Here is a 21516-nt window from a genome sequence, read left to right as displayed (position 1 = left end):
CCAGCTACATCTCATGCGAAATTAGTTCTACCAAGCGAAACCGAACCAACTGCACTGATATTCAACCCAAGACCATTCAAGAAGCCAATCATGCTATTAAATCCGCTAAGAACAGAGTTAATCATCCCTTCAACCGAACTAATAACACTATTGACCATGCTATCTACAAATCCTGCAATAGCGACAGCCATATCACGTCCACCTTGGGCAATATCATACCAAGCACTTTGAACTTGGAAAGACATCTCATTCCATAAGTTAACTGCACCAGTAACAAACCCGTCGATAAAGTCTAAAATACCTATCAAAATAGTTAAGATAGCCTGATAGAGAAACATCCAGAATGCTATTGCAGTATTCACATACCAAAAGACACCCTGCAACATCATATTAATTACCCAGATAGCTGCATTGGCAATACTAAGAAGTATATTCCAAATGGTCATTCCTAGGTAAAATATCGCTCCCATGATAATTCCTGTGGCTGATAAAGCTGCACCAGTAAGATTGTTAAACCATGCGACCAAGGCATAGAAGAGGCCGATAAGAATAATGACTGCCATGACGATCAACATGATTGGATTCATTGCCATCACTGCATTCAAACCAGCCATTGCAGATTTCGCAACATTTGTAGCAATACTAAATAGATTGGTCACTATACTTGCTGCGTTCATTGCGACTATATAAGTTCCTATAGCAATTGCTACGGCAATAATAATCGGTTGAATCACAGACCAGTTATCGATGACAAATTGAGCAATCGGAGCCAACATACTCCAAACAGCCCCAATCATATCCATAGCAAAGATAACCGCTTGAACGACATATTGAAGCACCGTGGCTACAATCTGGGCAAACTGTTGGAAAGCAGATGAGTTCACTATCTGATTAATCTTAATCGATATTGGCTCAATCGCCTTGGTCACAAAGTTCAAGAAGTTCTGCCATGCCCTGCCCCAAGTTAAGGGCATATTACGAAACTGCTTGTCAATTGTATCACTTGCTTCTAGCATGGCAGTTTTTACAATGTCAGCTGTAATCTTCCCGTCTGCCCCAAGTTTCTTAACCTCGCCACGGCTGACTCCTAACTTGTTTGCAATAGCTTGGATTAATGCTGGTGAAGTTTCAGCTAGAGAACGTAACTCATCGCCCTGTAACTTACCACTAGCCATAGCCTGAGTAAGCTGAAGCATGGCGCTTTTTTGTTCTTCAATACTTGCACCACCAACAACAAAGGATTTGTTCATAGTTTCCAAAAAGGCAATTGTTTCACCGTTGTTTTGGAAAACATCGCCAGCTTGCATCCGCATCTTAGCGACACCGTTTGCCATGGTTGTATAGGCTGAACCTGTACGTTGTGCGGATGTATAAATAGACTTTTGAAGTTCCTCTGTCGTCTGCGTACCGTCACGAATCATATCTAAACGGGCGTGCATATTAGCATACTCGTCTGACATATTTATAGCTTGTTTGGCAGTTTTAACGGCTGCAATACTAGCTAAAGCAGTCTTCAATAGACCTTTCAAAGATCCTAACTTACTTAATTTATTAGAAGCATGGTTCGATGCATTCCCTAAATCTCGTAGGGCTAGTTCTTCTTTTTTTAGTCCTGCAGCTGCTAGAGTTGAACTGCTTATAAATCTACCGTTGATATCAATGACTCGCCCGGCTTTATTTACAAAATATTGGCCAGAATCACCAGCTTTTTTCATAGCGGATTCTTGAGCCTTCATGACTTTATCTATGCCAGAACCTGCATTTTTGACACGATCCATAGTCGCATAGATTTTATTTAAAGTGCCTGTGACTCTATCGGTCAAAGACATGGTTGTTTGTATATTGGCCAATAGAATCACCTCACTTCTTCATTCTTTTACGTTGTTTCGCCTCTTCATGCATGACTGCAGCGAAAAAGGCTTTTTCTTCTACATTCATATTCACAAATTCACTAGGACGAATGTAATAGTTTACGAGGGCGAAGTAGGCAAGTTGTGCCTCCGCGTCCTCTTTTATTAGTTTTTTGCCTCGTCAACCTTGTCTTGGAATGTTTGGTTGATACCGCTAAGTTCAGTCACAGCTTCCAAAATCAAGGCGCTTTCGCCCCAATTAAACATGGTACCGAATAACTCAGAAGCTCCCATTGTTCCATAAGAATCTTGCAATTCTTTATCGTTAAGGTCAGGAACCACGATAGACGCAATACAGATTTCACGGTTATATTTAACACCGTCAAAAACACGCTCTTGTCGTCCGTTACGACCAGGCTTATTGACAAAGCAACGGTCATTAATTAAGTCCGCTTCACGAGCACTCAACACTCGAATTTTAACTGGTTCCTCAAAAGAAGGAAGCAAGACATCCTTGGTCTCTTCCCCCTTTTTATTTTGTTTTAAAAACGCTTGTAATCCACTCACCGCTATTTCCTCCTTGTGTTAGTATTTAATTTCTTGGAATTCTGATAGGATATCAAAATCTTGGAATGTGAAGTCCGTTTCTTCGTCAATAACTTCATCCGCCGACCCATCTAGTTTAAAGATAAGTGATTCTTTGAACAGAACCCCTTTCAAAACGATGGTATAGCGACCTGCACGAGATGTACGGTCTTCGTTGGTACACTTGATATCAATACGAGGCAAAATACCTTGTTTGACATAGTTTAAAGCCATAGTCTTTAATTCTGGGCGGTGGTAGTACATTTTCAAGGAACCTGTACCTTCTGCACCGACAATCTTACCACCCTTCATACGAGAGTTGAGAGGGGTAACATCAGCTTTTGTGTATTCAACCTTTGCTTCTAACGAGATAAGTTCCGCTAGTTCATACTGTTTGTCATTTATTGTAAAGAAGACTGTTCCTTCTTTAGCTGACAGAGCATCTAATTGGTTCATAATAGCCATTAGCTAGTTTCTCCTTTCTTAATCACAGATAACCGTCATGTACAAGATTTCCATAGCATCTGTCAAGACAACTGGCAAGTTAACCACAACGGATTCTTTGGTGATACCTTGTGAAATCTCAATATCTTTGGCTTTATACTCCAAAGCCTGCTTTTGAGCAAGTGGGTCAAGAACCATAGTGATGATCCGTTGTTTAAACAACTCACGACCATTCACGTTGTTTGGTACTTTACCGATGAAGTAGTTCTCAAAGATATACTTGACATTGGTATTGATATTATCCATAGTGCGGACAAGTTTGTTCTTACCAAAAATACGGCTGTGTTCTGCCGTATAGCTAGTAAATGAGTTCACATCTGACAGGATAATAACTTTTTCATTTCGATAAGCAAAAATAAGCTGACCTTTATTGATGAGCTTTTCAGCCTCTGCTTCGTTCTTACGTTCACAGTCGATAGCCCCTGGATAAGACTTGAATGTATTGGATTGCAAGCCAGCCCCTGCATACTTACCAGCTACGAAGTATACACAGTCCTTAGCGCCTAGTTTCGTACCGTCGCTTAATGTAACTCCGTTACCGACTGATACAACACCTTCATCGTCAGCGTCCGTGTAGTCATTCAATACTGCAATGACTGAACGACCAGCGTCACGCCATTTTTTGATGTGAGCCGTAACAAGTGCTTTCGTTGCACTTTCATCTGTACCTAAAGCCAAGACACGGAAGTCTTGAGTATCGAGTTTATTTAGGAAATCTTCAACCTCTGAATTGGTTGTAGCTCCATCGGTACCACCTTCAAGCAAGATTGTTTTATCTTCTGTTGTCAGAGTACCCGTTACATTCACATAGTCATTTTTAAACGGCAAGGCTGTGATGATTTGTTTATCAACTTCTTTTCCAAAGAAAACAGTTGTCACTTCAAAGCCAGTCTCAACTTGTTTCTTGAAGATAACATGAATATGGTTACCAGCCAATCCTTTGTATTTAGCTGTAACGACCATATTGTTTTCTGTTTTCGTTGCCTGCACTCCAGTGTTGTTCACACCATTGTAAACAAGAACCTTACCAGTTCCTTTCAAGGCTTCACGAATCGGAAGAAGTTCATCAATCGGTTTACCAAATAGTCGACGGAAGTTGCTCGTACCGTCAACAAGTGTGAAAGCACCAGGTTCTCCCCAAGATCCAGCAATCATGACTGCTGCAATCGTATTGTCTTCCAAAGGAATAATCACATCATCTCTTGATACGAAATTGATGTAGGCCTTTGGAACTCGTTTATTCTGTACTGTCCATTGCGCCATTAGTTAGCCACACCCTTTCTCCAGTCTTCTAAAATACGTCTTACTTCTGCTAGTGAGTATGACTGTTCATCTTCCAGCAAAATGTTTAACAAAGTTGCATCATCTTCAAAATACTTGAGTAGTGCCTCTTTGCCAAATTTATCTTCAGTGGTTGTTACCACTGCTTCGGTTACGTAACCTACTTCTTCATTCATTTCCATGAGAAGTTTCACCTATCCTTTCTAATATTTGCATTGTCGGTTCTTCTTCAACCCATCGAACGTATCGAGTGATTGTAAATGTGCATATCAAGTCATTGGCATTGTATTCTACCTTCAAATCATTGATAGGGTATTGATCCCCTAAATAACGAAAAGAAGGCGAATTAAACACCGCTTCAATCTCTTCAAACTTCTGATATAAGTCTGTTGTTTTTTCGGTGTAGTAATGCAGCAAGACAATAAAAACCTGCTTATCGTTTTGGTTAGCTAACCGTTGCCGAGTCACAGGTTTCACATCTACAATAAAACAAGGCGTTTTCAATCCTTGCTGGATCTGTTCATCATACACCTTGCACCCAAACACATCTTTGAGTTGCTTGATGACGAGTGGTCTAATACTATAATCCACCTAGTTCCTCCTTTAGCCTCTCTTCGATTTGTTGCGTGATTTGTGGGATTTTCTGTTTAATCTGTTCTTCTGTCAGCCTCATCATGAAGCGCCCTTCTACCCAAGGATTGACCAAACGCTTACCAATTGCAGGGACATAGCGCCCTACTTGTTGACGGTGTCCACTTTCGACGAAAGAAGCATACTCCATAGGGTTAAATGCGATAACCTCGTACACATTCCCATTTTTGCTTACTTCCATCTTCCAGGATTGATTGAGTTTACCTGTTAAGCCTTTTGGTGTTCGTTCCTTAACCTCTTTCAAAAAGGCTAGGCCGATATCTTTAGCAGCCTGCATAAACTCAGAATCAATAATTGCCTGAGCTCGTTCAAGCCGTTTCAAGAACTCTTGAACATCACTATCATCATAGCCACTCATGTCGTCTCACCACAATTTCTTGATGTGTGACATAGACCATCGGGTCTTCACTGGTCAGGTATTTAACGCCGTCCACAATCAATTTACTACCGGCTTTTATAGCAAATTTAGGCGAACAGAAAATCTTGTGTTCTGTCTTGAGTTGGTGCGCTTCGTTCTGCTCTGTATTCACTAAGTTACGAACAGAGATACGACAGGGAACCTTCTTGTGGATTTCTTTGAATTCTACAAAATCAGCTCCGTTGGGCTTCGTCCCCTCGACAGTAGCAAACACATCCATCTTTTTATCATAGGTCCATTCAATACTTGGCGTTGCCCGAGATAGGACATCATTGATATTCATCCTACCACCTCAACTTTCTGAACCGCTGTAGTTGACTGGTAAAGTCCAGCAAAACACTTTCAGCATGTCTGGCAAGGTCTGACTTAGCTAATTCAACACGAGTATCTCCAACGGAAATATTCTTACCTTGGACAGCTTGGTCAGGATTACAAACAATATAAACCATCTGAATGGCCACAAATCGCAACTCTAAAGGAAAATCCTCACGATTACAGTAATTAAGAATGTTCTGCATGACTTCATCGACTACTAACTCTTCTGGATAGCATGAATAACGTTGTTCATACAAGTCAATCAAGGCTTGTCTAGCATCTTCATTATGCTTTTGGATTTCTTCCGATGTTCTCTTCTCCATCAGCAGAACCTCTCTTTCTACTTATCGTCCTTAGTGGATTTCTTAGATAGTTTTTCAAGATCAGCTAGAGCATTATCACGTTCTGCAAGAGCCTGGTCACGTTCTGCAACTACTGCTTTGTACTCTTGAATAGTGTAAGTACGTCCGTTAGTCGCTGGCTCTACGACTACATACTCTCCATCTTGGATTTCAACCACATCGTAACCATCTTCAAGGAAGGTTACTTTTTCTAGTTCATCAATATCTAGTACACGATTGTCTTTTTTTACTGTTAACATTTTCTATCCTCCTTCTTTAAGGTGCGACGACAAATGCTAGACCTTCATGTTTAGTCTGGAATAGCAATACATCATCGTAAGATTGTTCGTAGTACAAGTAGTTACCGCTTGAAGAAGCGCTTGGTGCGTCAAGTCCTACAAATTCATATTTTTGTGGCGCTGCCATACATGGAATATGAATCAAGAAGAAATGGATTTGTTTAGCAGTTGGGTCAACCTTAGCGCCATTTGTGAAGTTGTACAAGGTCTTCATACGATCAGATGGAATAGATGGTTCAATAGTCACATCATCCAAACGACCAACTGAACGGTCAATCACTGTCCCTTGGCCATGGATATTGACTGTACGACCAAATTGCTTGATGTTCTTGATCATACGTTTAACTGCTGGGGTACAGAAAATAACACGACCTTCTGCTGGTACTCCAGCTTCGTCCATTTGTTCCATCAGCTCATCGAAGATTGCTAGGAAGTTTTCCTCAGTCAAATTCAATGACTTAATTTGTTTGCTTTCCGTATCAAGTTCTTTTTTACGAGAGAACAATTTAGACACCATAAATTTATCCATTTCTGGAACTTTTTCAGTATCGTTGAATGTCTTAGTAATGTTGGCAATTGAAGTAACATAGTTAGTTTCATCAACATCTGATGGGTCTACTAGTGTTGACCAGTAACGCTCATTGGTCAATGTGTATGTTTCCCATTGGTTTTCATAGTTAGCGTCAATGTTCGTAATCGTGCGACGTGTACGATCTTTACGCCCTTCCTTAATCAAAAGACGGGGTACTTTTACTTCCTTAGCTCCTGTGAACTTCAAAAGTGTGTTGGATGGAGAGTTCCAAAGTTTCTGAGTGAATAACAATCCGTTTTCACTGTAGCGGGTTTGCAAACCTTGTTGGTAAGATTCTGCATAGTTCAATGTTGCTGGCATATCTGTTCCTCTTTTCTATTTTTTGATTATAGATCTGACGTGAACGCATTAATCATCTGCGTTGTCAGGTCGTTAGCAACTGTTTCTTCTTGTGTTGTCCCGTGTGGCTTAGCACCAGCGATATGTGGTTCTACAGCCTTTTCTGGAGTAAATAAAAAGCCTTTAGATTCCTTCAAAGCCGTCAACTGTTCATCTAATCCAGTCACCGCTCCGTTGTCACCTAATCCCAATTTAGACTTATCTAGTAGACTAGACACGATTCCAGCGTCATGAACCTTACCGCTCAAGTGCATTTCAATAGCATGGTCTAACTGCATTGTCTCGAGTTGTTGTTCATGTTCCTTTTGTTGTGTCTTGTACTTGCTGTCCAAGTCTGAGTATTTTTGTTGTAGGTCAGCATTACCCTCAGCGTCTTGTTTGAGCTGTTTCATGTCCTTATCACGCTCTTTCAACTGGTCTTGCAAGCCTTTGGCATTATCTTCTGCAGCAGATACCTTTGCTTGTAGGTCCTGTGTTGATTTCCCGTGTTCGGTCATAACTGCTTCAACTTGTTCTTCAGTCAATCCTAACTGTTCCAAAAATTTACGATTCATTTCTTTTCCTCCTGTACGTTTGTTTAACGTGGCAACGACCACGACATCTTGGTAAAGTAAAAAAGCCTTTTAACGCCATGCCCAGGGCGAAAGAAAACCGTACGGGATTCCATACGGTTAGGTTATTTTTTGATTTCTTTGACTACTTGTTTTACAAATGCTATGATAAACAGCATTAAAAACAAAAATACCAACCAACCGAAAGCGATTGATACCCAATCCCAAATAAACATGTCTTTACTCCTTTTAATGTCACAATCAAGTAACTTCATACGATAATGAATGAATGTCGGTTAATATTTTAGGTAGTAACTCAATCGCGCTAAACATATCCGTCCCATAAATATCTAACTCTAATTTCACTGTTACTGAGTCTACTGAGTCATTTTCGCTTGATCCTGAAAATTCTACGTTAGTTATCCCAATTCTTGCTGTATCCATTTTTAATCCTTTCTGAGTACGAAAAAAGCACTTAGATTCTTCTAGGTGCTCTTAGTAATTATATCCAGCTTCTTTTTTCATTTTGTCGAAATCACTTTTTACTTTAGGATTCAACATGTATTTTTCAGCTAAAGGGCCATAACCTACATTTTCCGGATGTTGCAGTATTTCTCTTACAGTATCTATATCGTCCTCACTTGGAGAATTAGGAAATTCCATCCATTTGTAAAAAGAATCTAACAAGATTTCAACAACAAAAACCCTTCTTTTCAAATCAACCAAAGCGCAACGTCCGTCCACTAAGGTTACTAGCACATTTTTCCTTGCAACATCTAACCCGATTATATTATTTAATTCGAACAAATCTATCACCTTCTCTCATAAATAATTTTATTCCGATTTTTTTCAGTGCTTCCACTTGTTTATTTGTTGGCTTGCTGTCTGTAAAATACATGCTAGAAACATCAGATAAGAGAACTTCTCCATGATATTGAGCTTCAACATATCTTATTCCTAATGATTTACTTACTTTTTCTGGAGTGTCTATATTCGTGTTTTTCAAGATAGAAGTATAATCTTCCAGATAATCTTTATCGATTCCTACAAGACGAGGTTTGTTAGGATTGTCAGCAACAAGGTCTTTGAAAGCGGCTGGACCCAAACTATTGTTTATTGTAAAGGTTGTTCTATCAGCTATTTTCTCTTTTGAAAAATGAACGATAATATCACCATACTGTTCAACACCAGCGTAGGCTTTTAGATTATAGATAAAATCTTCATAAGGATCTTTATTTCCAAAGTAGCCATACTTTTCAAATTCAGGTTTTTTCAGCCTTTTACCTTGCAAACCAAAAAGTTGTTCATTTGCTTGACGACGATACTTCGCATTTACAGTACCACCGCTTGTTCCAGTTTCAAACTGGTTCAAAAATCTACTTGAATCTATCAATTTATCTATATTTTCAGATTTGAAACGCATAGCATAACTGCTATTAGCGAAAACTTCTTTTAATTTTTCGCTAACATTTTCAATATCTTCAATAGACAAAGTTTTCTCTACGTAATCATTATACCATTTTCTAGAATTATTAGAGAAATTTGCTAAAGTTTTTATCTTTGTATCTAATCCTTCAGAGAATTTATCCGTAGATTTCGTATCTTCCTTATAGTCTTTCGCAAACAGTTTTTCTTTAACCGCTTCCCCTTCACGCTCCCATCCTGCAAAGATTTCGTCCAAAGAACGTTGCTCAGTGGCTAGTTTTACTGAGCCGTCGTTTTGCAAGATATTGAAGTAAGGACTAGGCTTATCAGACTTAACCGCAGGCCTGATAGTAGAACGACAACGAACATGAAATGGCGGTGCGGTTCGACCTGGTTCATATTCCTTAACAGAATGAACCTCGTGATTTTCTAATCTGCAAATCTCACTTGTACGACTGTCTAATACCGCTACAATTTCGTAGTGGTCGCCACCTAATTCCTTGATAGAATCTAGTGTCGCAAGGTTATTATAAAAGGTCGTCTCAGTCCTGACAAGCGTATCAGCCCTATGATAGGCGACTCCTGTACGTTCAGAAAGAGCTCTAGCCATTCTATCAATAGACCAGCCACCTGTTAGGCCTTTATTGATTGTATCACTGATAGATTTATAAACAGCTGCATCATGCCCCCACACATTCGTTGAGAATGTTTTACCACTCCAGTTACTCCCCATCTTATGTTTTACTGCATCAACACCCAATATTGGTTTTTCTATGATTCCGAAGTGTGCCAAGTTCTTAGCTTGATGGATTTTACCTTTGATGTAGACGTCACTCAGAGCCTCTGTGACCTTGTCATGTATACCATCTGGCTTTCCATATAGTTCAGCTGTTAGACGCTCAATTTCGGCAAGCAAAGCCTCCTTGCGACTAATACGATGGCGGTAACTCAAGGCATCCAACAGCGGTGTCGGTGTGTCAGGATTCAAGGCCATCTCACGGAATCTTTCAAGAGTTACATGCTTAAACTCTCTACGCTCTTTATCCGTCAGATATTGCTTGGCCTCTGCATGAGTCATTTTATTATCAATCGCATACCTGGCATAGAACTTCTCAATCTCAGAAACCAGCTGGTGTTTATAATCTGCTAAGGATTGACCAATCTGGGCCATATACCTATCAGCAACTATCTGCGCGTTTTGTTCTTGTTGTAAAGCACGCTCAGTCCAGTACTCATCTATCTTTTTCTTGTCCTTGGTCGTCATGGTCATCCTCTACCTTTTTGAAATTAGTTTCAGAGTATGGATCTTGTCCTTGTTCCTGTTGTTCTTTCAATCGTTCCTCAACCTCTGGTTGATACCATGGATGTTGTTCACGAATACTTAGGTCATCTAAGATACCGATTGAGTTCACACAATCTTGAATGGCTTCAGACTCGTTTGAAATGATGTCACGGTTAAAGACATAAGTAAATTTAGATGCGTCAAATGCTACTCCTTTGTTAGCTGCATACTGTTCTACAAACCAAAGGAATTGCTTGATACCTTTTTGAAACTCGTTTTCTAGCTCATTACAGTCCAAATCAAGGTCTGTATAGCGCCATTTAAGAGCTTGGCCACTTGCATTGCCTAGATTATCATCTTGGGTATCAATGGCTCGAGCAGCCTCATACAAGAACTTACGAGAACGTTCGATATCCGCTTCAACTCCGCTAGTATCATTGTCTGCTTGTAGGGTATCTACACCACCATCACTAGAAACCTTAATAGAGCGGAACTTATTCAGATTATTCATGAACTCACCCAAGTCTGCGCCCTGATAGTTTTTCAAAACATAAATCAGTTTCGGCATATCTGCCAACATATCTGCGTTAGTAGACATTTGAAGTTGAATATTATCAATCAGAGACTTGGTTTGGACTAAAAGACCGTCCTCATACTCGTTGTAGCGGAATGGAATCAGAGGCACTTTCTCCCAAGTGTAAGGAATCCGTGTGCCATCAGAGTTGACATAATAAAAATTCCCCTTGGTCTCCTTAGACAGTGGATTGAGTTCAAGGTGTGAACCTGTCCAGATATAATCTGTAATTCCTTGTTCATCGTAGTATTCTACAAAGGTTTTGGTCTTCTTCATTCCGCTTTCATAAACTGCTTGTTTGTAGACACGTACAAAGGCAGATAATTCCAAATGACGCTCGTCTTTCCAGAAAGGGATAATCTGTTCACTTGGGATTTTAAACAAGCGTAGACGGCCATTCTCGTCGTAATAAGGCAAGCCGTAAGCTATCCCTTTCATCACTGCTTCCTTGCCGAGCGACTTAATTGTAGATAAAAGGTCCTCGTCAAACACGCTATCTAAAAAGTCTTGTGATTCTTCTCCTTCAAGAGAGATTGTTGGTTTTTTAGAAAATAAATACCCGACCTTCTGGTCTACCAGTTTCTTAAACAAACCTAATTCAATCCTTGAATTCGTCCGCCAATCCACATCTACCTTCTTATTTCGAATATCCGTGCGATTTCGATAATAGTTGTAAGCTTCTTTCATTGTGCTTACTTTCTCAGAATTCTGGTGTTCTTTTATCTCAATCTCTAGTATTTCATTTTGGGTTGTATTCTTAATCAACAACCGCCTGATTAACCATTTAAACCAATTACTCAACATTTCTCCTTCTCCTACCAGAATGATATTCCTGGCTGTCTCATATCGTCTTCAAACGCATATCTTGTAGCGTCGATTGTGTGGTCGTTTACTTCTTCTAGCTTGGGTTTGGGATTTCCATCACGGTCAACTGCATAGTCCGCACTTTCGAATTCTCGTGCAATATTCGGTGTGCGTTCTGGATCTATCACAATGGCATCCAAATCATCCAGCCAGCGTTCTCCATACTCACGACTATCAGGGCCTTTCTTCGCGCCTTGAACAAGCGGAATATTTAGATGCAGTTTTAACTCATCAATCGACTTAGGTTCTGCGCTATCACAGGTTATCATCTGAGATTGATAGCCTTTCTCACGGATTCTTTCAGCCAATTCACGGTTGCTAATCTTCACGCCATAAATCTCATCGATTGCATAGATAACACGTTTCTTCTTATCGTAATGCCAGCGAACAAAAGCCAAAGGGTCGTTAGCATATCCAAAGTCGTTACCTTGTCGAATGTTATCAAACCTTGCTATCTCCTCGTCTGTAATCTTGCGGAATACCAGATTTTCAAATGGTGCTACACCCGAACCGATAGCCTCGCCCAGATACTCCCAACGATAACGCTTCTCTGAACGTTCTCTCGTGGCCTCTGCTTCTTCTATGAATGCTTGGGATATATATGGGTTATCTAAGTAAGTCGAATGGTGTACGTGGGTGTTTGGAGGCTGTATAACACTCTCGTATTTCTTATTCACCCAAGACTGTTTTCTTTTTGGAGGATTGTAAGAGTAAAAGAATTTATAAAAAAGACCATCATCCAATTCTCCACGAAGAAGGGAGTTGGTGATTGTCTTTACTTCATCTTCGGTTTTAAACTCAGCTAACTCCTCAATCCAGCCTATCGCAAATGGGAAGCGACTATCTTTCAAGGATTTGATACGCTCTGGATCTTGTGCACCACGGAAGATAATATAATTTCCTCTTGGGATATAGGTTATCTTCAAAGGGGACTTATTAATTTTAAATAAATGACTAACCCCTTGCTCACTAATCGCCCATTTCAATTGCTCATAGACCGATTGTTCTAAGGTATTATCCGTCTTACGAATACATACGGCATTGACTGGATAGCGCATAATCAGTTGAATGATAGTGTGTCCGAGGTCGCTTGACTTACCAGAACCACGCCCACCTTTCTCAACTACATGTAAGATTTTAGGGTCGAATGCTGCACGCCACATAGAGTAAAAAGCCTTTGGGATAAATTCGCTCATTCTACGCTTCATTGCTAACTCCTATATCATCAACGAATTGAACAACCGAAGACATCTCGATTTCTTTTCTCTCTAAATACGCGCCATTCACTCTGAATATGTGGTCTATAGAGCGTTGTCTTTCTTCAATTGTCGGAGTAAATTCATAAGTCGTTTCTGATACCTCCACACCTTCAGCGGTCTTTACAGTTTTTTTAGAATAGCCTTGTTGAGTTTCCCCTCTAGCAATACTAGCAGAGATTGCCAAGGCTTCTGCGATTGACATCGAACGTTCGTCAAAAAGTTCTTCTGTACGTTTTTTAATGTATTCAGAAATGTCAACTTTTGTCAACAATCTTTGTCCTATAGACCTCGCTGTTTTATCAGAATACCCTGCTTTTATTGCAGATTGTGTTGCGTTTCTGCTGATGATGTACTCATCTGCGAATCGTCTTTGTCTTTCATTCAATTTTCCATCACCACCTTTCAAATAATCAAAAAAAGCCACACGATGTGCGACTTTTTTAAGACCTCTCACTGCGAATTAAAATCGCAATTGGAACGACAGGATTCGAACCTGTGACGTCATCCATCTACCATATATCCATTAATCAGCATGAGACTACTGCTTTAAGCGAGTGACTTTCGATAACTTATAGTTTATTATCTTGTCCACAAATATTCCTACTTGTATCACTCATGCACGATTGGTTAGACCAATCACTCCTTACATCACAAACTACTAAGCCATTTTTCAATTAACGAAGACCCCGCTAAAAGTCTAAGCTGCTTTACTCTTTGACTTTACTCTTATCCTTGCGAGACTTGAGTAGGCAATCTAATTGCCGAAGTACACTTTCATTTACGACGGGCGATGCCTTTTGCTTTTTTGAGTTTTTTCTATCTTGAATAGCTTTTAAAATATAAAAATCATCTTTCATCTATCACAGACACGCATTGCCATGTGTTTCATTCTCTTTTGAAGAACAAAATGCACAGCGCCTGCTTGTTATCGATTGTTTTGCGGACAATCAACTCACCTTACATACTTTTGGGAGGCGCCCAATTTTTGTAAGATATGGTATTAAGCTCTTGTTGCACCTCGAACCAAATACCTCTTTCCTCTTATAGACTCGTTTCACAGCCAAACTGCCACGTTTGCATTTCCTCAGCACCTTGCCGTTGGAATCTCTCTGCTTTAACTTCGCCTACCTATTCCAAAACTGAAATAGTTAAGATTAAATTGCTTAGATTGACCATTGCTGGCAGGATGTTTGATAGATTTAAAAACATCCTTTTCCTGAGTTACCACAGATTATCTAGGCTAAGCCCTAAAAATGCAAAGTGACTACTACCTTGCGTGTTAATTAGTAATCATTTTGAAAGTTTTCCTTTTTTATTTTTTGTAGTCTTTAACGGCGATGCCCGGAATCGAACCAAGGGAAACATAGGAGAGAAACCACTTGCCTGTCACCGCCAAAACGAGACCGAAGCCTCGGAAAAATATAATAAAGTATAAAGGAGACGTCAATTGACCTATCACTTGACAATACTATTTTACCATGTAAAATAAGCCATTTCCTAGCAATTTACTCGCAAATATCTCCCGAAATTTTACGAAAGACAATCAGCTTACCTTTTCGATAGGCTTCCGCAAATTCCAAAGCACCTCTGCTAAGCATGCGGTAGAACTCACTTTCAGAATAGCCTAAGTCCATATAGATAACCTTGTCTGATAATTGGATTTCCATATCCATGTACTTCTTTGCGATAACCTGCCGAACATATGGATCCATAATGCAGTTGACTGCTCTCTCAATCTCCAAAACCTCTGCCTCTGCATCCACATGGTCGATAACCATATTCTCAGCAGCTGTGTTCTTACCAGTGAATGTCTTTGGTTCAAATGAGTAGGTCGTTGTGATTTTAGGCAAATACTCAGCGCCTGCCATTCGGACATACGATCGATAACTCTCTAGAACGTCATAGACATTTCTCTTGGTGAATTGCACGTCAACCTTTTTTAATAACCTCACAACATCGCTCCTTTATGATATAATATTTTTATCGGAATATCACAAAGGAGTCAGCTGTGCTGGCTTTTTTTATATCTCAATCCCAAAGTTTGATAGCATCCAAAAGTTCTAAGATTATTCGGTTCCATTCTTCTGTTGTTGTTTCTCTAAAATCAAACTGAGACATCATTTCAGCTCTTTTGAATAATGCCCTCTTAAAGAATGAAGCTTTTTTGGAAAAATCCATATCATCTGTTTTAAACTCAGTCGTGATTTTCTTTCCATAACCCTCTATCTCTACATGAACTCTTGTTTTTCCATAGAGATGTAGAGGCTCCGCCCAAACACTTCCTTTCAAGGCAGATTCATCGACTTTTTTAAGCATTAACGATATCTTCTTAGCTTCACTCTCTTTTTTAGCACCACTGAAAGGGTATCTTTTTGGTCTCATTCCTTATCCTCCAAAAGCTCAGGGTTTTCATATACATTCCCCGCGACCTCGCAATCCGTATGTCGTAACCACAATTCACATCCGTGTTGTTTAGATTCAAGACGATAGGCTCCGCCACGATGTCTTACAACCTCGTAATAAGTCGGTTCAGAATAAACATCTTTGGCCATTCTGACTATGTCGCCTCCAAAGATAATCTTGCCATTCCTATCAACCATATCTGTTGATTGCATGAGTTCGATTTCGTCAAGCTTCACTAACCCACTATATGTATTTCCACGGAAAGATAGATGAGCTATTTCTCCTGATTTTTTGTAACGAATAAAGGTTATCCGACCCATTTCTTCCCACGTCTTGTGCCACGCTCTAAATTTCAGTATCATCCCAAAGCCTCCTATTCCTTTTTAAAATAATTTTATTTGTTTTTCATAATCATTGAGTCTCTGTTTAGCAAGATTAAAGATGTCTCTATCTAACTCGCAACCTACATACTCAAAACCTAATTCTTGACAAGCCATTAAACTACTTGCTGAACCAACATGAGTATCAAGAATCTTGTCTCCGTCTTTTGCGTAAGTTTGAAGTAACCAAAGATAAAGATTTATCGGTTTTTGTGTCGGATGGATTCTAACCTCATTCAAGGTCTTATTTCCTTGTTGTATATGACCTTCAGATATTGACTTGCCTTGCATCATACCATTCCACATATAGCGAAACAGTCGTGTACTATCATGTAAGCTGCAGTATGCTATCTCACAATCTGAAAAACTTGAATGACCATTAACTTTGTCCCAAACGATACGGCCAGAACCAAAAGAATAGTCGAAGTAGTTCACTCCCCAAATGATTTGATTTTTTGAAACTCTAAATAACTCATCAAAATAATCTCTATTTGGAATTTGCCACTCTGATATTTCGCTATACAGCTTGCTTACACCTATTGGACTGACTTTTCGACCATAGTATTTTCTTTTTTCTGGCCCGGAAAAATATGGCGGATCGACAATAGATAAATCAAAATAGTTGTCAGGATATCTTTTCATGACGTCCATACAATCTTCGTGAAGAAATAATTTCACAACATCACCTCATCCCCTACTCTGATTTTCTCAAATTGCTCTCTAGTAACTACGAACACCCCGTAATCTCTGATAGTCACTGTGTATAGCTTGCCGTGCCGTCCTTTCTCGACCACCTTACCAAATATCTCAGCGCCTGCGTTATCGGCCTTATAGATAATCATCGGCTTCTTTTCTTCCAAATCTCGAATCCTGTCCATCTGCCAGATATTCAATCCAGCAGATAATAAAATCCAGATAGCTATGAATCGTTTCAATCTGTGACCTCCTCAAATTTCATAAACGTCATCCAATGCGTAGTACCTCTTTGTTGCCCAAACAATGGTTTAAAAGGTACAGATTTAAGAACTTCTTTAACGTTGATTTGACAATCAGACCATTTAAAAACTAGAGTACCTCCAACTTTTAGAACCCTCATACATTCTTCAAAACCCTTGGCTAAATCTTCCGACCAGGTAACTTTATCCAACTGGCCATATTGTGATCGCATAATTGAGTTTTGACCTGCCCATTTTAGATGTGGCGGATCAAATACTACTAGATTAAATGTTTCATCATCGAATGGCATGTCACGAAAATCACCGATAATATCAGGATTGACATTGACCTTTTTGCCATGTATCTCAAATGTTTCTTGCCTAATATCCATGAATGTCGTATGTGGTTCGTGTTTATCAAACCAGAACATCCTAGAACCACAGCACGCATCTAGTATTCGTATATCTCCCATCACTCAATCTCCTCAATCTTTATTATTTTTATTATTTTTAAAGAACTTATAAAAAATTACTGACCAATATGAAGTCCACATAAGGTGGGATAACGATTGAAGGAATTGTTCTACTGTCATTCTTCAACCTCCTCAATCTCAACCCCTGGGCAATCGAATACCCAGCCGAAATCTGCTTCTTCGAGTTCTTTGCGGGTGTGGCATGTGCGATATTCCTCATTCTCTATATTGTCGCTAAATACCCAAACATGACCGTGCTTAAAATTTAGGTATTCTAAGTCTTTATCTAATCCTTTAAAACGAACCAAATACCGCTTTTCTTCCTCGACCTCGTAGCCGTCAAGCCATGCACGAGCGAAGGTGTTTTGATTATTTGCATCCATTAACCAGTCAATGCATTTGTCAGAGAGATTATTTTCTTCCCATACGATGGGTTGCAATGCAAAAGATAGACTCACAGTAAAATGCTTAAATGTTTTACATTTCTCAATCCAATCCGCTACACACTGCGGAATTTTGACTTTCTGCGGCTCGTCTAGTAGTCTGATTAAATCAAGGACAACTCTCTTGTCAATCCAAGGTCTTGTTCTTGTATTATGTGCTGGTACGGCTTCGATTCCCTCAATCAATTCCTGCTTATTCATCTTCCCTTCCTCCATAAATCAAATAAACTGCAATAACTACCTGAGCCATGCTTGGCGAATAGCCAACCCAATCATCAAACTCCTTAGATTTTGGCAACCAACCCTTAGTAGCTCCCAAAGCATAGTCTGTAGGCTTTTCATCAGCGAAGATGCATTCCATCACTCCCGTAAATGTCATACCATCTTCTGCCATTTCCCAAAAATAGTTCGCCCGGTCTTTCACCGCTTGTGGTAAATTTTGCTTGGGAGGTTTGGGCTTCCCGTCTTCTACCGTCCAGTTGTATACTGCATTAATTTTTTGCTTTAAATCTTCCATCATCCTCTAACTCCTTTACTTTCTTTTTTAATTCTTTATTCTTTTTCTTCAACAAATCGCGCTCTAGCGCTCTAATGCGTCTTTTCCGTGAATCGCACGGCTTCGAATACTCGATTATCTTCTCTTCGTTTTGCTCGACCGTACGTTTCAGTCCGTCAATCACAATCTGTTTGTCAAATCCCATCTACTATCCTCTGCAATATCTCGTGATATTCATAAATCTCTAATTCAATTCTGTAATTCTTATTTCCAGACTTACCACCGTGCATAAACTCAGTTGATACAATCACGTTGTAATTATCATCTGTCCAAATCTTTGCGTCCGTCAATCCGTCAAACAAAGCCTTGCTTGTTGGTGACCAATTCGGTGGGTCATACTTCCTATTTGTCGGAGGATATATCCGAACCTTAACCTTGCAAGGCTTGTCCTCGCTATAAGGCAACCCAAAGTAATCTCTCAGTACATTGTTGCCCTCGTATTCAGCTAATTGCCGTAAGAACTTAGTGATTTTAGCCTTTTGATGAAAGTGAGGTCTGTCGTTTGAGTTGATCATCTGTTTCCTGTTCAACTCAAATTTCAAAATCAATCGTTCTTTCATACCTTTGCGAACACCTCATTCAGTTCCATAATCTCCTCGTTGTTGTTATACGGATCATACGCTAACCGCCCAAAACCTGCTTTATTCGTACTTGTCGGTGTGTTGCCCGTCCATTTCAAATGCAGGAATTTACTGCACGCTCTACAACGAATTGATGAAGGTTTAATCTTAACCATTCTGTGATAACATTCCCCACAAAACGGACACTGCACATCTACTTTTACTAATTCAGTCATATTTTTCCAATCTATCAAATATCAAAACGGCAAATCGTCATCTGAAATATCCATCGGATTTGAATTTCTTGCAAAATTCGGTGCTTGCTGGTCGTGGTTATCAACTGTTTGTTGACTACCATCTTTTCTAGATTCCAAAAGCTGGAAATTCTCAGCAACCACTTCTGTCACATAGACACGTTGTCCTTGTTGGTTATCATATGTCCGAGTCTGAATGCGTCCAGTGATTCCAATTAAAGCGCCTTTTTTAGCCCAATTAGCCAGATTTTCAGCTTGCTTACGCCACATAACGCAATTGATAAAATCAGCTTCACGCTCCCCATTTTCACTTTTAAATGTGCGATTAACTGCAAGAGTAAACGTAGCAACTGCCACATTTGATTGTGTGTAACGTAGCTCTGCGTCTTTGGTCAAACGACCAACTAATACGACATTATTTATCATTTTCTAGTTTCCTTTCAATTTCCCAAGTAACATATCTGCATCTTCAATCTGTGATTGCTTAATCATCTTATAATCAACTACTCCAAGGTGGTTCAAGAACCATTTAACGATAGAACCATCCTCTTTGCCTTTTTCAGTAGAAATAGCAGCAATTTCTTTCAGGTAGTAGTTTGCTTTTTCAACTGAGATAACAGGTTCATCTTTTTTCTTAGCTGGTGCTTTCTTTTTTGTTTGCGTAGCCTCATTCCCATCATCGTCTGGGTCACTTGTTATCCCAAAAATAGCAGATAATGCGTAGCGTTTAGCATAAGTGATGGCTGACCCGATTGATTGAGGGTCATTTTTGACTGGCTTCATTTTGATTGGATCATATTCAATCCATTCGCCTGAACTATGCATTACTAGTGTCCCAACCGTTACATTCCCAGCTTCGTCGCTTGACGGAAATTGAGTGAATGATAGACCATTCTTACTTGCTGACTCTGTGATAGCTTCTACCACATTCTCAAGCGGTACATACTTGCTTTTAAAAAATGGATTGTTAGCATCTTTTAAAGGTTGTTTCATTTCTTGTTGAGTTTTCGCAAAAGCCTTACTGAACTCTGTTAATGTTTCTGATTTTTTCATATCCTAACTCCTATCTGATTCTAACCCCTTCTGTTTGAGTTTGAGAAACTCCTGAGATTTCAATTCCATCCTTCAATGCCTTCTTGATAGCGTCTTTATCCAGTTCACGAACCATCTTGAAATATTCATCTGGAATTGCTTGTTCATCATATTCAATTTTTACAGGATTCTTTTGCACCCAGAAACTATATTCTTCTGTCTTTAACTTATGTTCCTCTAATCTGCTTAACACTCTAAAAGCTACTTCATTTCGTCGTTCAATTCGCTTTTCTGCTGATCTAATCTTGTCAGTCATCTTATCTTTCTGCGTCTTTGCAGCATCCTTCAAAGCTTTATCATTGCTATTAGCCCATGCCACGTTATTCATCAACCGTTTGATGTCCGCTTCCTCTACAACTGACTCAATAGTATCTCGTAGAGTCTCTTCGTCTAATTCCATACTTTCAAGCCAATCTAATGTTTTATCTAAATCGTAAACATTCATTTTATTTTCTCCTATTTCAATACGTTTCGGTTCTATGCACTGCGCCAATATTCTTCTAAATCCACTGCCATAACTGCTGAAAGATTTTTCTGCTCTGTTAAAATCTGCCTGCGATAAGGTGCAGTTCCTGCTTGGCGCTCTTCCTCATTCCGTGGAATATAATATCCACTTGGTTGAGTTTTTTTAGCCACAATTGGATGTCCAAAATTCACTCGCAAACTCTCAATAATCATTTCAAGCCTACGCTTAGATAGATTAAATTTCCATTTGATAGTTAGCGAACTAACAGGCTGTTCAAAAGTCCCGTGATTTACTATGTAGTTCAACACATTCGCTTCTTGGTTATCCATTTCTCTGCTTACTGTCATTCAGTCGTATGCCCTCCCTTTAAATTCATTGTTCAACTCACAACTGCCACACACTTTACACTCAATAGGTGCGTAGCTATCTATACATTCAAATTCATACCCACAATCAATGCAGGCGCATTCCCAAATATACATTTTTCAGCCTCAATGCAATACTTTCATAATCGTCTTCTTAGGTTCTGGCAAAGCTAACGGCTCTGGCTTCAAACCTTCAGGGCGTTCGTTATCAAACGTAAATCCTTGAAACTCTCTACGGATGTTTTGACGAATCTCCTCACGTTCAAGTTCACGACCGATTTCAACCGCTTCGTTAAACGCTTGTATAATCTTCGTATCACGTTCTTCCAACTTTCGTTGTTTCTCAAGTTCGTGCAGTTCCATTTGTCGTGCTAAAATCCCAGCACCGATAAATCCCAAAATCACTGCGCCAGTTCCTAAAAGCTGATTAATTAATGGCGGTTCAAACATTTTTCTCTC

The 21516-nt window shown here is 39.6% G+C and carries 33 protein-coding genes; all 33 read right to left on the bottom strand.

Annotated elements, in window-relative coordinates; translation table 11 throughout:
* Positions 1–11: 11 nt before the first annotated feature.
* Positions 12–1850, bottom strand: a complete 1839-nt coding sequence (locus FQT24_RS01295; protein ID WP_185952526.1) for a tape measure protein — start codon at positions 1848–1850, stop codon at positions 12–14.
* Between the two features lie 165 nt (positions 1851–2015).
* The gene (locus FQT24_RS01290) at positions 2016–2417 is read right to left on the bottom strand and encodes a phage tail assembly chaperone (RefSeq protein WP_049512800.1); all 402 of its coding nucleotides are present in this window, start codon (positions 2415–2417) and stop codon (positions 2016–2018) included.
* Positions 2418–2435: 18 nt separating this feature from the next.
* Entirely contained in the window at positions 2436–2900 is a 465-nt protein-coding gene (locus FQT24_RS01285; protein WP_143951950.1) for a phage tail tube protein, read from the bottom strand.
* Between the two features lie 18 nt (positions 2901–2918).
* Positions 2919–4202, bottom strand: coding sequence for a phage tail sheath subtilisin-like domain-containing protein (locus FQT24_RS01280; RefSeq protein WP_143951949.1), 1284 nt, complete (start codon positions 4200–4202; stop codon positions 2919–2921).
* Positions 4202–4402, bottom strand: a complete 201-nt coding sequence (locus tag FQT24_RS01275; RefSeq protein WP_143951948.1) for a hypothetical protein — start codon at positions 4400–4402, stop codon at positions 4202–4204. The genes FQT24_RS01280 and FQT24_RS01275 overlap by 1 nt, the downstream gene beginning before the upstream one ends.
* Positions 4389–4811, bottom strand: coding sequence for a phage tail terminator family protein (locus tag FQT24_RS01270; RefSeq protein ID WP_143951947.1), 423 nt, complete (start codon positions 4809–4811; stop codon positions 4389–4391). Before FQT24_RS01270 ends, FQT24_RS01275 begins: the two co-directional genes overlap by 14 nt.
* On the bottom strand, positions 4801–5229 hold the full coding sequence (locus tag FQT24_RS01265; protein WP_050253783.1) for an HK97 gp10 family phage protein: 429 nt from the start codon (positions 5227–5229) through the stop codon (positions 4801–4803). The genes FQT24_RS01270 and FQT24_RS01265 overlap by 11 nt, the downstream gene beginning before the upstream one ends.
* Positions 5216–5572: a hypothetical protein gene (locus FQT24_RS01260; protein ID WP_143951946.1), complete on the bottom strand. Its 357-nt coding sequence runs from the start codon at positions 5570–5572 to the stop codon at positions 5216–5218. The genes FQT24_RS01265 and FQT24_RS01260 overlap by 14 nt, the downstream gene beginning before the upstream one ends.
* Position 5573: 1 nt before the next feature.
* The gene (locus tag FQT24_RS01255; protein ID WP_143951945.1) at positions 5574–5927 is read right to left on the bottom strand and encodes a hypothetical protein; all 354 of its coding nucleotides are present in this window, start codon (positions 5925–5927) and stop codon (positions 5574–5576) included.
* Positions 5928–5944: 17 nt separating this feature from the next.
* On the bottom strand, positions 5945–6205 hold the full coding sequence (locus FQT24_RS01250) for a hypothetical protein (protein ID WP_143951944.1): 261 nt from the start codon (positions 6203–6205) through the stop codon (positions 5945–5947).
* Between the two features lie 16 nt (positions 6206–6221).
* Complete coding sequence (locus FQT24_RS01245; protein ID WP_143951943.1) at positions 6222–7136, bottom strand: capsid protein; 915 nt, start codon at positions 7134–7136, stop codon at positions 6222–6224.
* 26 nt (positions 7137–7162) lie between these two features.
* Positions 7163–7729 carry a phage scaffolding protein gene (locus FQT24_RS01240; protein WP_143951942.1) on the bottom strand — a complete coding sequence of 189 codons (567 nt, stop codon included), beginning with the start codon at positions 7727–7729 and terminating at the stop codon, positions 7163–7165.
* Between the two features lie 258 nt (positions 7730–7987).
* Positions 7988–8170, bottom strand: a complete 183-nt coding sequence (locus tag FQT24_RS01235) for a hypothetical protein (protein ID WP_143951941.1) — start codon at positions 8168–8170, stop codon at positions 7988–7990.
* A gap of 51 nt (positions 8171–8221) precedes the next feature.
* Positions 8222–8533 (bottom strand): hypothetical protein, encoded by a 312-nt coding sequence (locus tag FQT24_RS01230; protein WP_143951940.1) that lies wholly within the window; start codon positions 8531–8533, stop codon positions 8222–8224.
* On the bottom strand, positions 8517–10415 hold the full coding sequence (locus tag FQT24_RS01225) for a minor capsid protein (protein ID WP_185952525.1): 1899 nt from the start codon (positions 10413–10415) through the stop codon (positions 8517–8519). Before FQT24_RS01225 ends, FQT24_RS01230 begins: the two co-directional genes overlap by 17 nt.
* The gene (locus FQT24_RS01220; RefSeq protein ID WP_143951939.1) at positions 10384–11811 is read right to left on the bottom strand and encodes a phage portal protein; all 1428 of its coding nucleotides are present in this window, start codon (positions 11809–11811) and stop codon (positions 10384–10386) included. The genes FQT24_RS01225 and FQT24_RS01220 overlap by 32 nt, the downstream gene beginning before the upstream one ends.
* Before the next feature lie 11 nt (positions 11812–11822).
* The gene (locus FQT24_RS01215) at positions 11823–13079 is read right to left on the bottom strand and encodes a PBSX family phage terminase large subunit (RefSeq protein ID WP_143951938.1); all 1257 of its coding nucleotides are present in this window, start codon (positions 13077–13079) and stop codon (positions 11823–11825) included.
* Entirely contained in the window at positions 13069–13554 is a 486-nt protein-coding gene (locus FQT24_RS01210) for a terminase small subunit (protein ID WP_143951937.1), read from the bottom strand. Before FQT24_RS01210 ends, FQT24_RS01215 begins: the two co-directional genes overlap by 11 nt.
* A 1081-nt stretch (positions 13555–14635) precedes the next feature.
* Positions 14636–15082 carry an ArpU family phage packaging/lysis transcriptional regulator gene (locus FQT24_RS01205; RefSeq protein WP_143951936.1) on the bottom strand — a complete coding sequence of 149 codons (447 nt, stop codon included), beginning with the start codon at positions 15080–15082 and terminating at the stop codon, positions 14636–14638.
* 76 nt (positions 15083–15158) lie between these two features.
* Positions 15159–15512 (bottom strand): hypothetical protein, encoded by a 354-nt coding sequence (locus tag FQT24_RS01200; protein WP_143951935.1) that lies wholly within the window; start codon positions 15510–15512, stop codon positions 15159–15161.
* Positions 15509–15895 carry a YopX family protein gene (locus FQT24_RS01195; protein WP_143951934.1) on the bottom strand — a complete coding sequence of 129 codons (387 nt, stop codon included), beginning with the start codon at positions 15893–15895 and terminating at the stop codon, positions 15509–15511. The genes FQT24_RS01200 and FQT24_RS01195 overlap by 4 nt, the downstream gene beginning before the upstream one ends.
* A 21-nt stretch (positions 15896–15916) precedes the next feature.
* Entirely contained in the window at positions 15917–16564 is a 648-nt protein-coding gene (locus tag FQT24_RS01190; RefSeq protein WP_391592440.1) for a DNA methyltransferase, read from the bottom strand.
* A 23-nt stretch (positions 16565–16587) separates the two neighbouring features.
* Positions 16588–16848: a DUF1372 family protein gene (locus FQT24_RS01185; RefSeq protein ID WP_143951932.1), complete on the bottom strand. Its 261-nt coding sequence runs from the start codon at positions 16846–16848 to the stop codon at positions 16588–16590.
* Positions 16845–17321, bottom strand: coding sequence for a class I SAM-dependent methyltransferase (locus FQT24_RS01180; RefSeq protein WP_143951931.1), 477 nt, complete (start codon positions 17319–17321; stop codon positions 16845–16847). Before FQT24_RS01180 ends, FQT24_RS01185 begins: the two co-directional genes overlap by 4 nt.
* Before the next feature lie 116 nt (positions 17322–17437).
* Positions 17438–17965, bottom strand: coding sequence for a DUF1642 domain-containing protein (locus FQT24_RS01175; RefSeq protein ID WP_143951930.1), 528 nt, complete (start codon positions 17963–17965; stop codon positions 17438–17440).
* Positions 17958–18284: a hypothetical protein gene (locus FQT24_RS01170; RefSeq protein WP_185952524.1), complete on the bottom strand. Its 327-nt coding sequence runs from the start codon at positions 18282–18284 to the stop codon at positions 17958–17960. The genes FQT24_RS01175 and FQT24_RS01170 overlap by 8 nt, the downstream gene beginning before the upstream one ends.
* On the bottom strand, positions 18256–18465 hold the full coding sequence (locus FQT24_RS01165; protein WP_143951929.1) for a hypothetical protein: 210 nt from the start codon (positions 18463–18465) through the stop codon (positions 18256–18258). Before FQT24_RS01165 ends, FQT24_RS01170 begins: the two co-directional genes overlap by 29 nt.
* Entirely contained in the window at positions 18455–18880 is a 426-nt protein-coding gene (locus FQT24_RS01160) for a RusA family crossover junction endodeoxyribonuclease (RefSeq protein ID WP_143951928.1), read from the bottom strand. The genes FQT24_RS01165 and FQT24_RS01160 overlap by 11 nt, the downstream gene beginning before the upstream one ends.
* A gap of 257 nt (positions 18881–19137) precedes the next feature.
* Positions 19138–19560 carry a single-stranded DNA-binding protein gene (ssb, locus tag FQT24_RS01155; protein ID WP_143951927.1) on the bottom strand — a complete coding sequence of 141 codons (423 nt, stop codon included), beginning with the start codon at positions 19558–19560 and terminating at the stop codon, positions 19138–19140.
* A gap of 3 nt (positions 19561–19563) precedes the next feature.
* Positions 19564–20187, bottom strand: a complete 624-nt coding sequence (locus tag FQT24_RS01150; RefSeq protein WP_143951926.1) for an ERF family protein — start codon at positions 20185–20187, stop codon at positions 19564–19566.
* Between the two features lie 10 nt (positions 20188–20197).
* Positions 20198–20671 (bottom strand): siphovirus Gp157 family protein, encoded by a 474-nt coding sequence (locus FQT24_RS01145; RefSeq protein WP_143951925.1) that lies wholly within the window; start codon positions 20669–20671, stop codon positions 20198–20200.
* Positions 20672–20703: 32 nt separating this feature from the next.
* Positions 20704–21039, bottom strand: coding sequence for a hypothetical protein (locus tag FQT24_RS01140; protein WP_143951924.1), 336 nt, complete (start codon positions 21037–21039; stop codon positions 20704–20706).
* A 144-nt stretch (positions 21040–21183) separates the two neighbouring features.
* Complete coding sequence (locus FQT24_RS01135; RefSeq protein ID WP_143951923.1) at positions 21184–21507, bottom strand: hypothetical protein; 324 nt, start codon at positions 21505–21507, stop codon at positions 21184–21186.
* Positions 21508–21516 lie beyond the last annotated feature (9 nt).

The sequence above is a fragment of the Streptococcus mitis genome, from assembly GCF_901542415.1.
Lineage (GTDB): Bacteria > Bacillota > Bacilli > Lactobacillales > Streptococcaceae > Streptococcus > Streptococcus mitis_BL.
This window is presented reverse-complemented; position numbering and strand designations above follow the sequence as displayed.

Excerpts from the sequence above, each read along its gene's own strand:
- FQT24_RS01285 (WP_143951950.1), bottom strand. The coding sequence starts at position 2,900 with ATGGCTATTATGAACCAATTAGATGCTCTGTCAGCTAAAGAAGGAACA.
- FQT24_RS01280 (WP_143951949.1), bottom strand. The coding sequence starts at position 4,202 with ATGGCGCAATGGACAGTACAGAATAAACGAGTTCCAAAGGCCTACATC.
- FQT24_RS01275 (WP_143951948.1), bottom strand. The coding sequence starts at position 4,402 with ATGGAAATGAATGAAGAAGTAGGTTACGTAACCGAAGCAGTGGTAACA.
- FQT24_RS01265 (WP_050253783.1), bottom strand. The coding sequence starts at position 5,229 with ATGAGTGGCTATGATGATAGTGATGTTCAAGAGTTCTTGAAACGGCTT.
- FQT24_RS01260 (WP_143951946.1), bottom strand. The coding sequence starts at position 5,572 with ATGAATATCAATGATGTCCTATCTCGGGCAACGCCAAGTATTGAATGG.
- FQT24_RS01255 (WP_143951945.1), bottom strand. The coding sequence starts at position 5,927 with ATGGAGAAGAGAACATCGGAAGAAATCCAAAAGCATAATGAAGATGCT.
- FQT24_RS01250 (WP_143951944.1), bottom strand. The coding sequence starts at position 6,205 with ATGTTAACAGTAAAAAAAGACAATCGTGTACTAGATATTGATGAACTA.
- FQT24_RS01245 (WP_143951943.1), bottom strand. The coding sequence starts at position 7,136 with ATGCCAGCAACATTGAACTATGCAGAATCTTACCAACAAGGTTTGCAA.
- FQT24_RS01240 (WP_143951942.1), bottom strand. The coding sequence starts at position 7,729 with ATGAATCGTAAATTTTTGGAACAGTTAGGATTGACTGAAGAACAAGTT.
- FQT24_RS01235 (WP_143951941.1), bottom strand. The coding sequence starts at position 8,170 with ATGGATACAGCAAGAATTGGGATAACTAACGTAGAATTTTCAGGATCA.
- FQT24_RS01225 (WP_185952525.1), bottom strand. The coding sequence starts at position 10,415 with ATGACGACCAAGGACAAGAAAAAGATAGATGAGTACTGGACTGAGCGT.
- FQT24_RS01220 (WP_143951939.1), bottom strand. The coding sequence starts at position 11,811 with ATGTTGAGTAATTGGTTTAAATGGTTAATCAGGCGGTTGTTGATTAAG.
- FQT24_RS01215 (WP_143951938.1), bottom strand. The coding sequence starts at position 13,079 with ATGAAGCGTAGAATGAGCGAATTTATCCCAAAGGCTTTTTACTCTATG.
- FQT24_RS01200 (WP_143951935.1), bottom strand. The coding sequence starts at position 15,512 with ATGAGACCAAAAAGATACCCTTTCAGTGGTGCTAAAAAAGAGAGTGAA.
- FQT24_RS01195 (WP_143951934.1), bottom strand. The coding sequence starts at position 15,895 with ATGATACTGAAATTTAGAGCGTGGCACAAGACGTGGGAAGAAATGGGT.
- FQT24_RS01190 (WP_391592440.1), bottom strand. The coding sequence starts at position 16,564 with ATGGACGTCATGAAAAGATATCCTGACAACTATTTTGATTTATCTATT.
- FQT24_RS01180 (WP_143951931.1), bottom strand. The coding sequence starts at position 17,321 with ATGGGAGATATACGAATACTAGATGCGTGCTGTGGTTCTAGGATGTTC.
- FQT24_RS01175 (WP_143951930.1), bottom strand. The coding sequence starts at position 17,965 with ATGAATAAGCAGGAATTGATTGAGGGAATCGAAGCCGTACCAGCACAT.
- FQT24_RS01170 (WP_185952524.1), bottom strand. The coding sequence starts at position 18,284 with ATGATGGAAGATTTAAAGCAAAAAATTAATGCAGTATACAACTGGACG.
- FQT24_RS01165 (WP_143951929.1), bottom strand. The coding sequence starts at position 18,465 with ATGGGATTTGACAAACAGATTGTGATTGACGGACTGAAACGTACGGTC.
- FQT24_RS01160 (WP_143951928.1), bottom strand. The coding sequence starts at position 18,880 with ATGAAAGAACGATTGATTTTGAAATTTGAGTTGAACAGGAAACAGATG.
- ssb (WP_143951927.1), bottom strand. The coding sequence starts at position 19,560 with ATGATAAATAATGTCGTATTAGTTGGTCGTTTGACCAAAGACGCAGAG.
- FQT24_RS01150 (WP_143951926.1), bottom strand. The coding sequence starts at position 20,187 with ATGAAAAAATCAGAAACATTAACAGAGTTCAGTAAGGCTTTTGCGAAA.
- FQT24_RS01145 (WP_143951925.1), bottom strand. The coding sequence starts at position 20,671 with ATGAATGTTTACGATTTAGATAAAACATTAGATTGGCTTGAAAGTATG.
- FQT24_RS01140 (WP_143951924.1), bottom strand. The coding sequence starts at position 21,039 with ATGACAGTAAGCAGAGAAATGGATAACCAAGAAGCGAATGTGTTGAAC.
- FQT24_RS01135 (WP_143951923.1), bottom strand. The coding sequence starts at position 21,507 with ATGTTTGAACCGCCATTAATTAATCAGCTTTTAGGAACTGGCGCAGTG.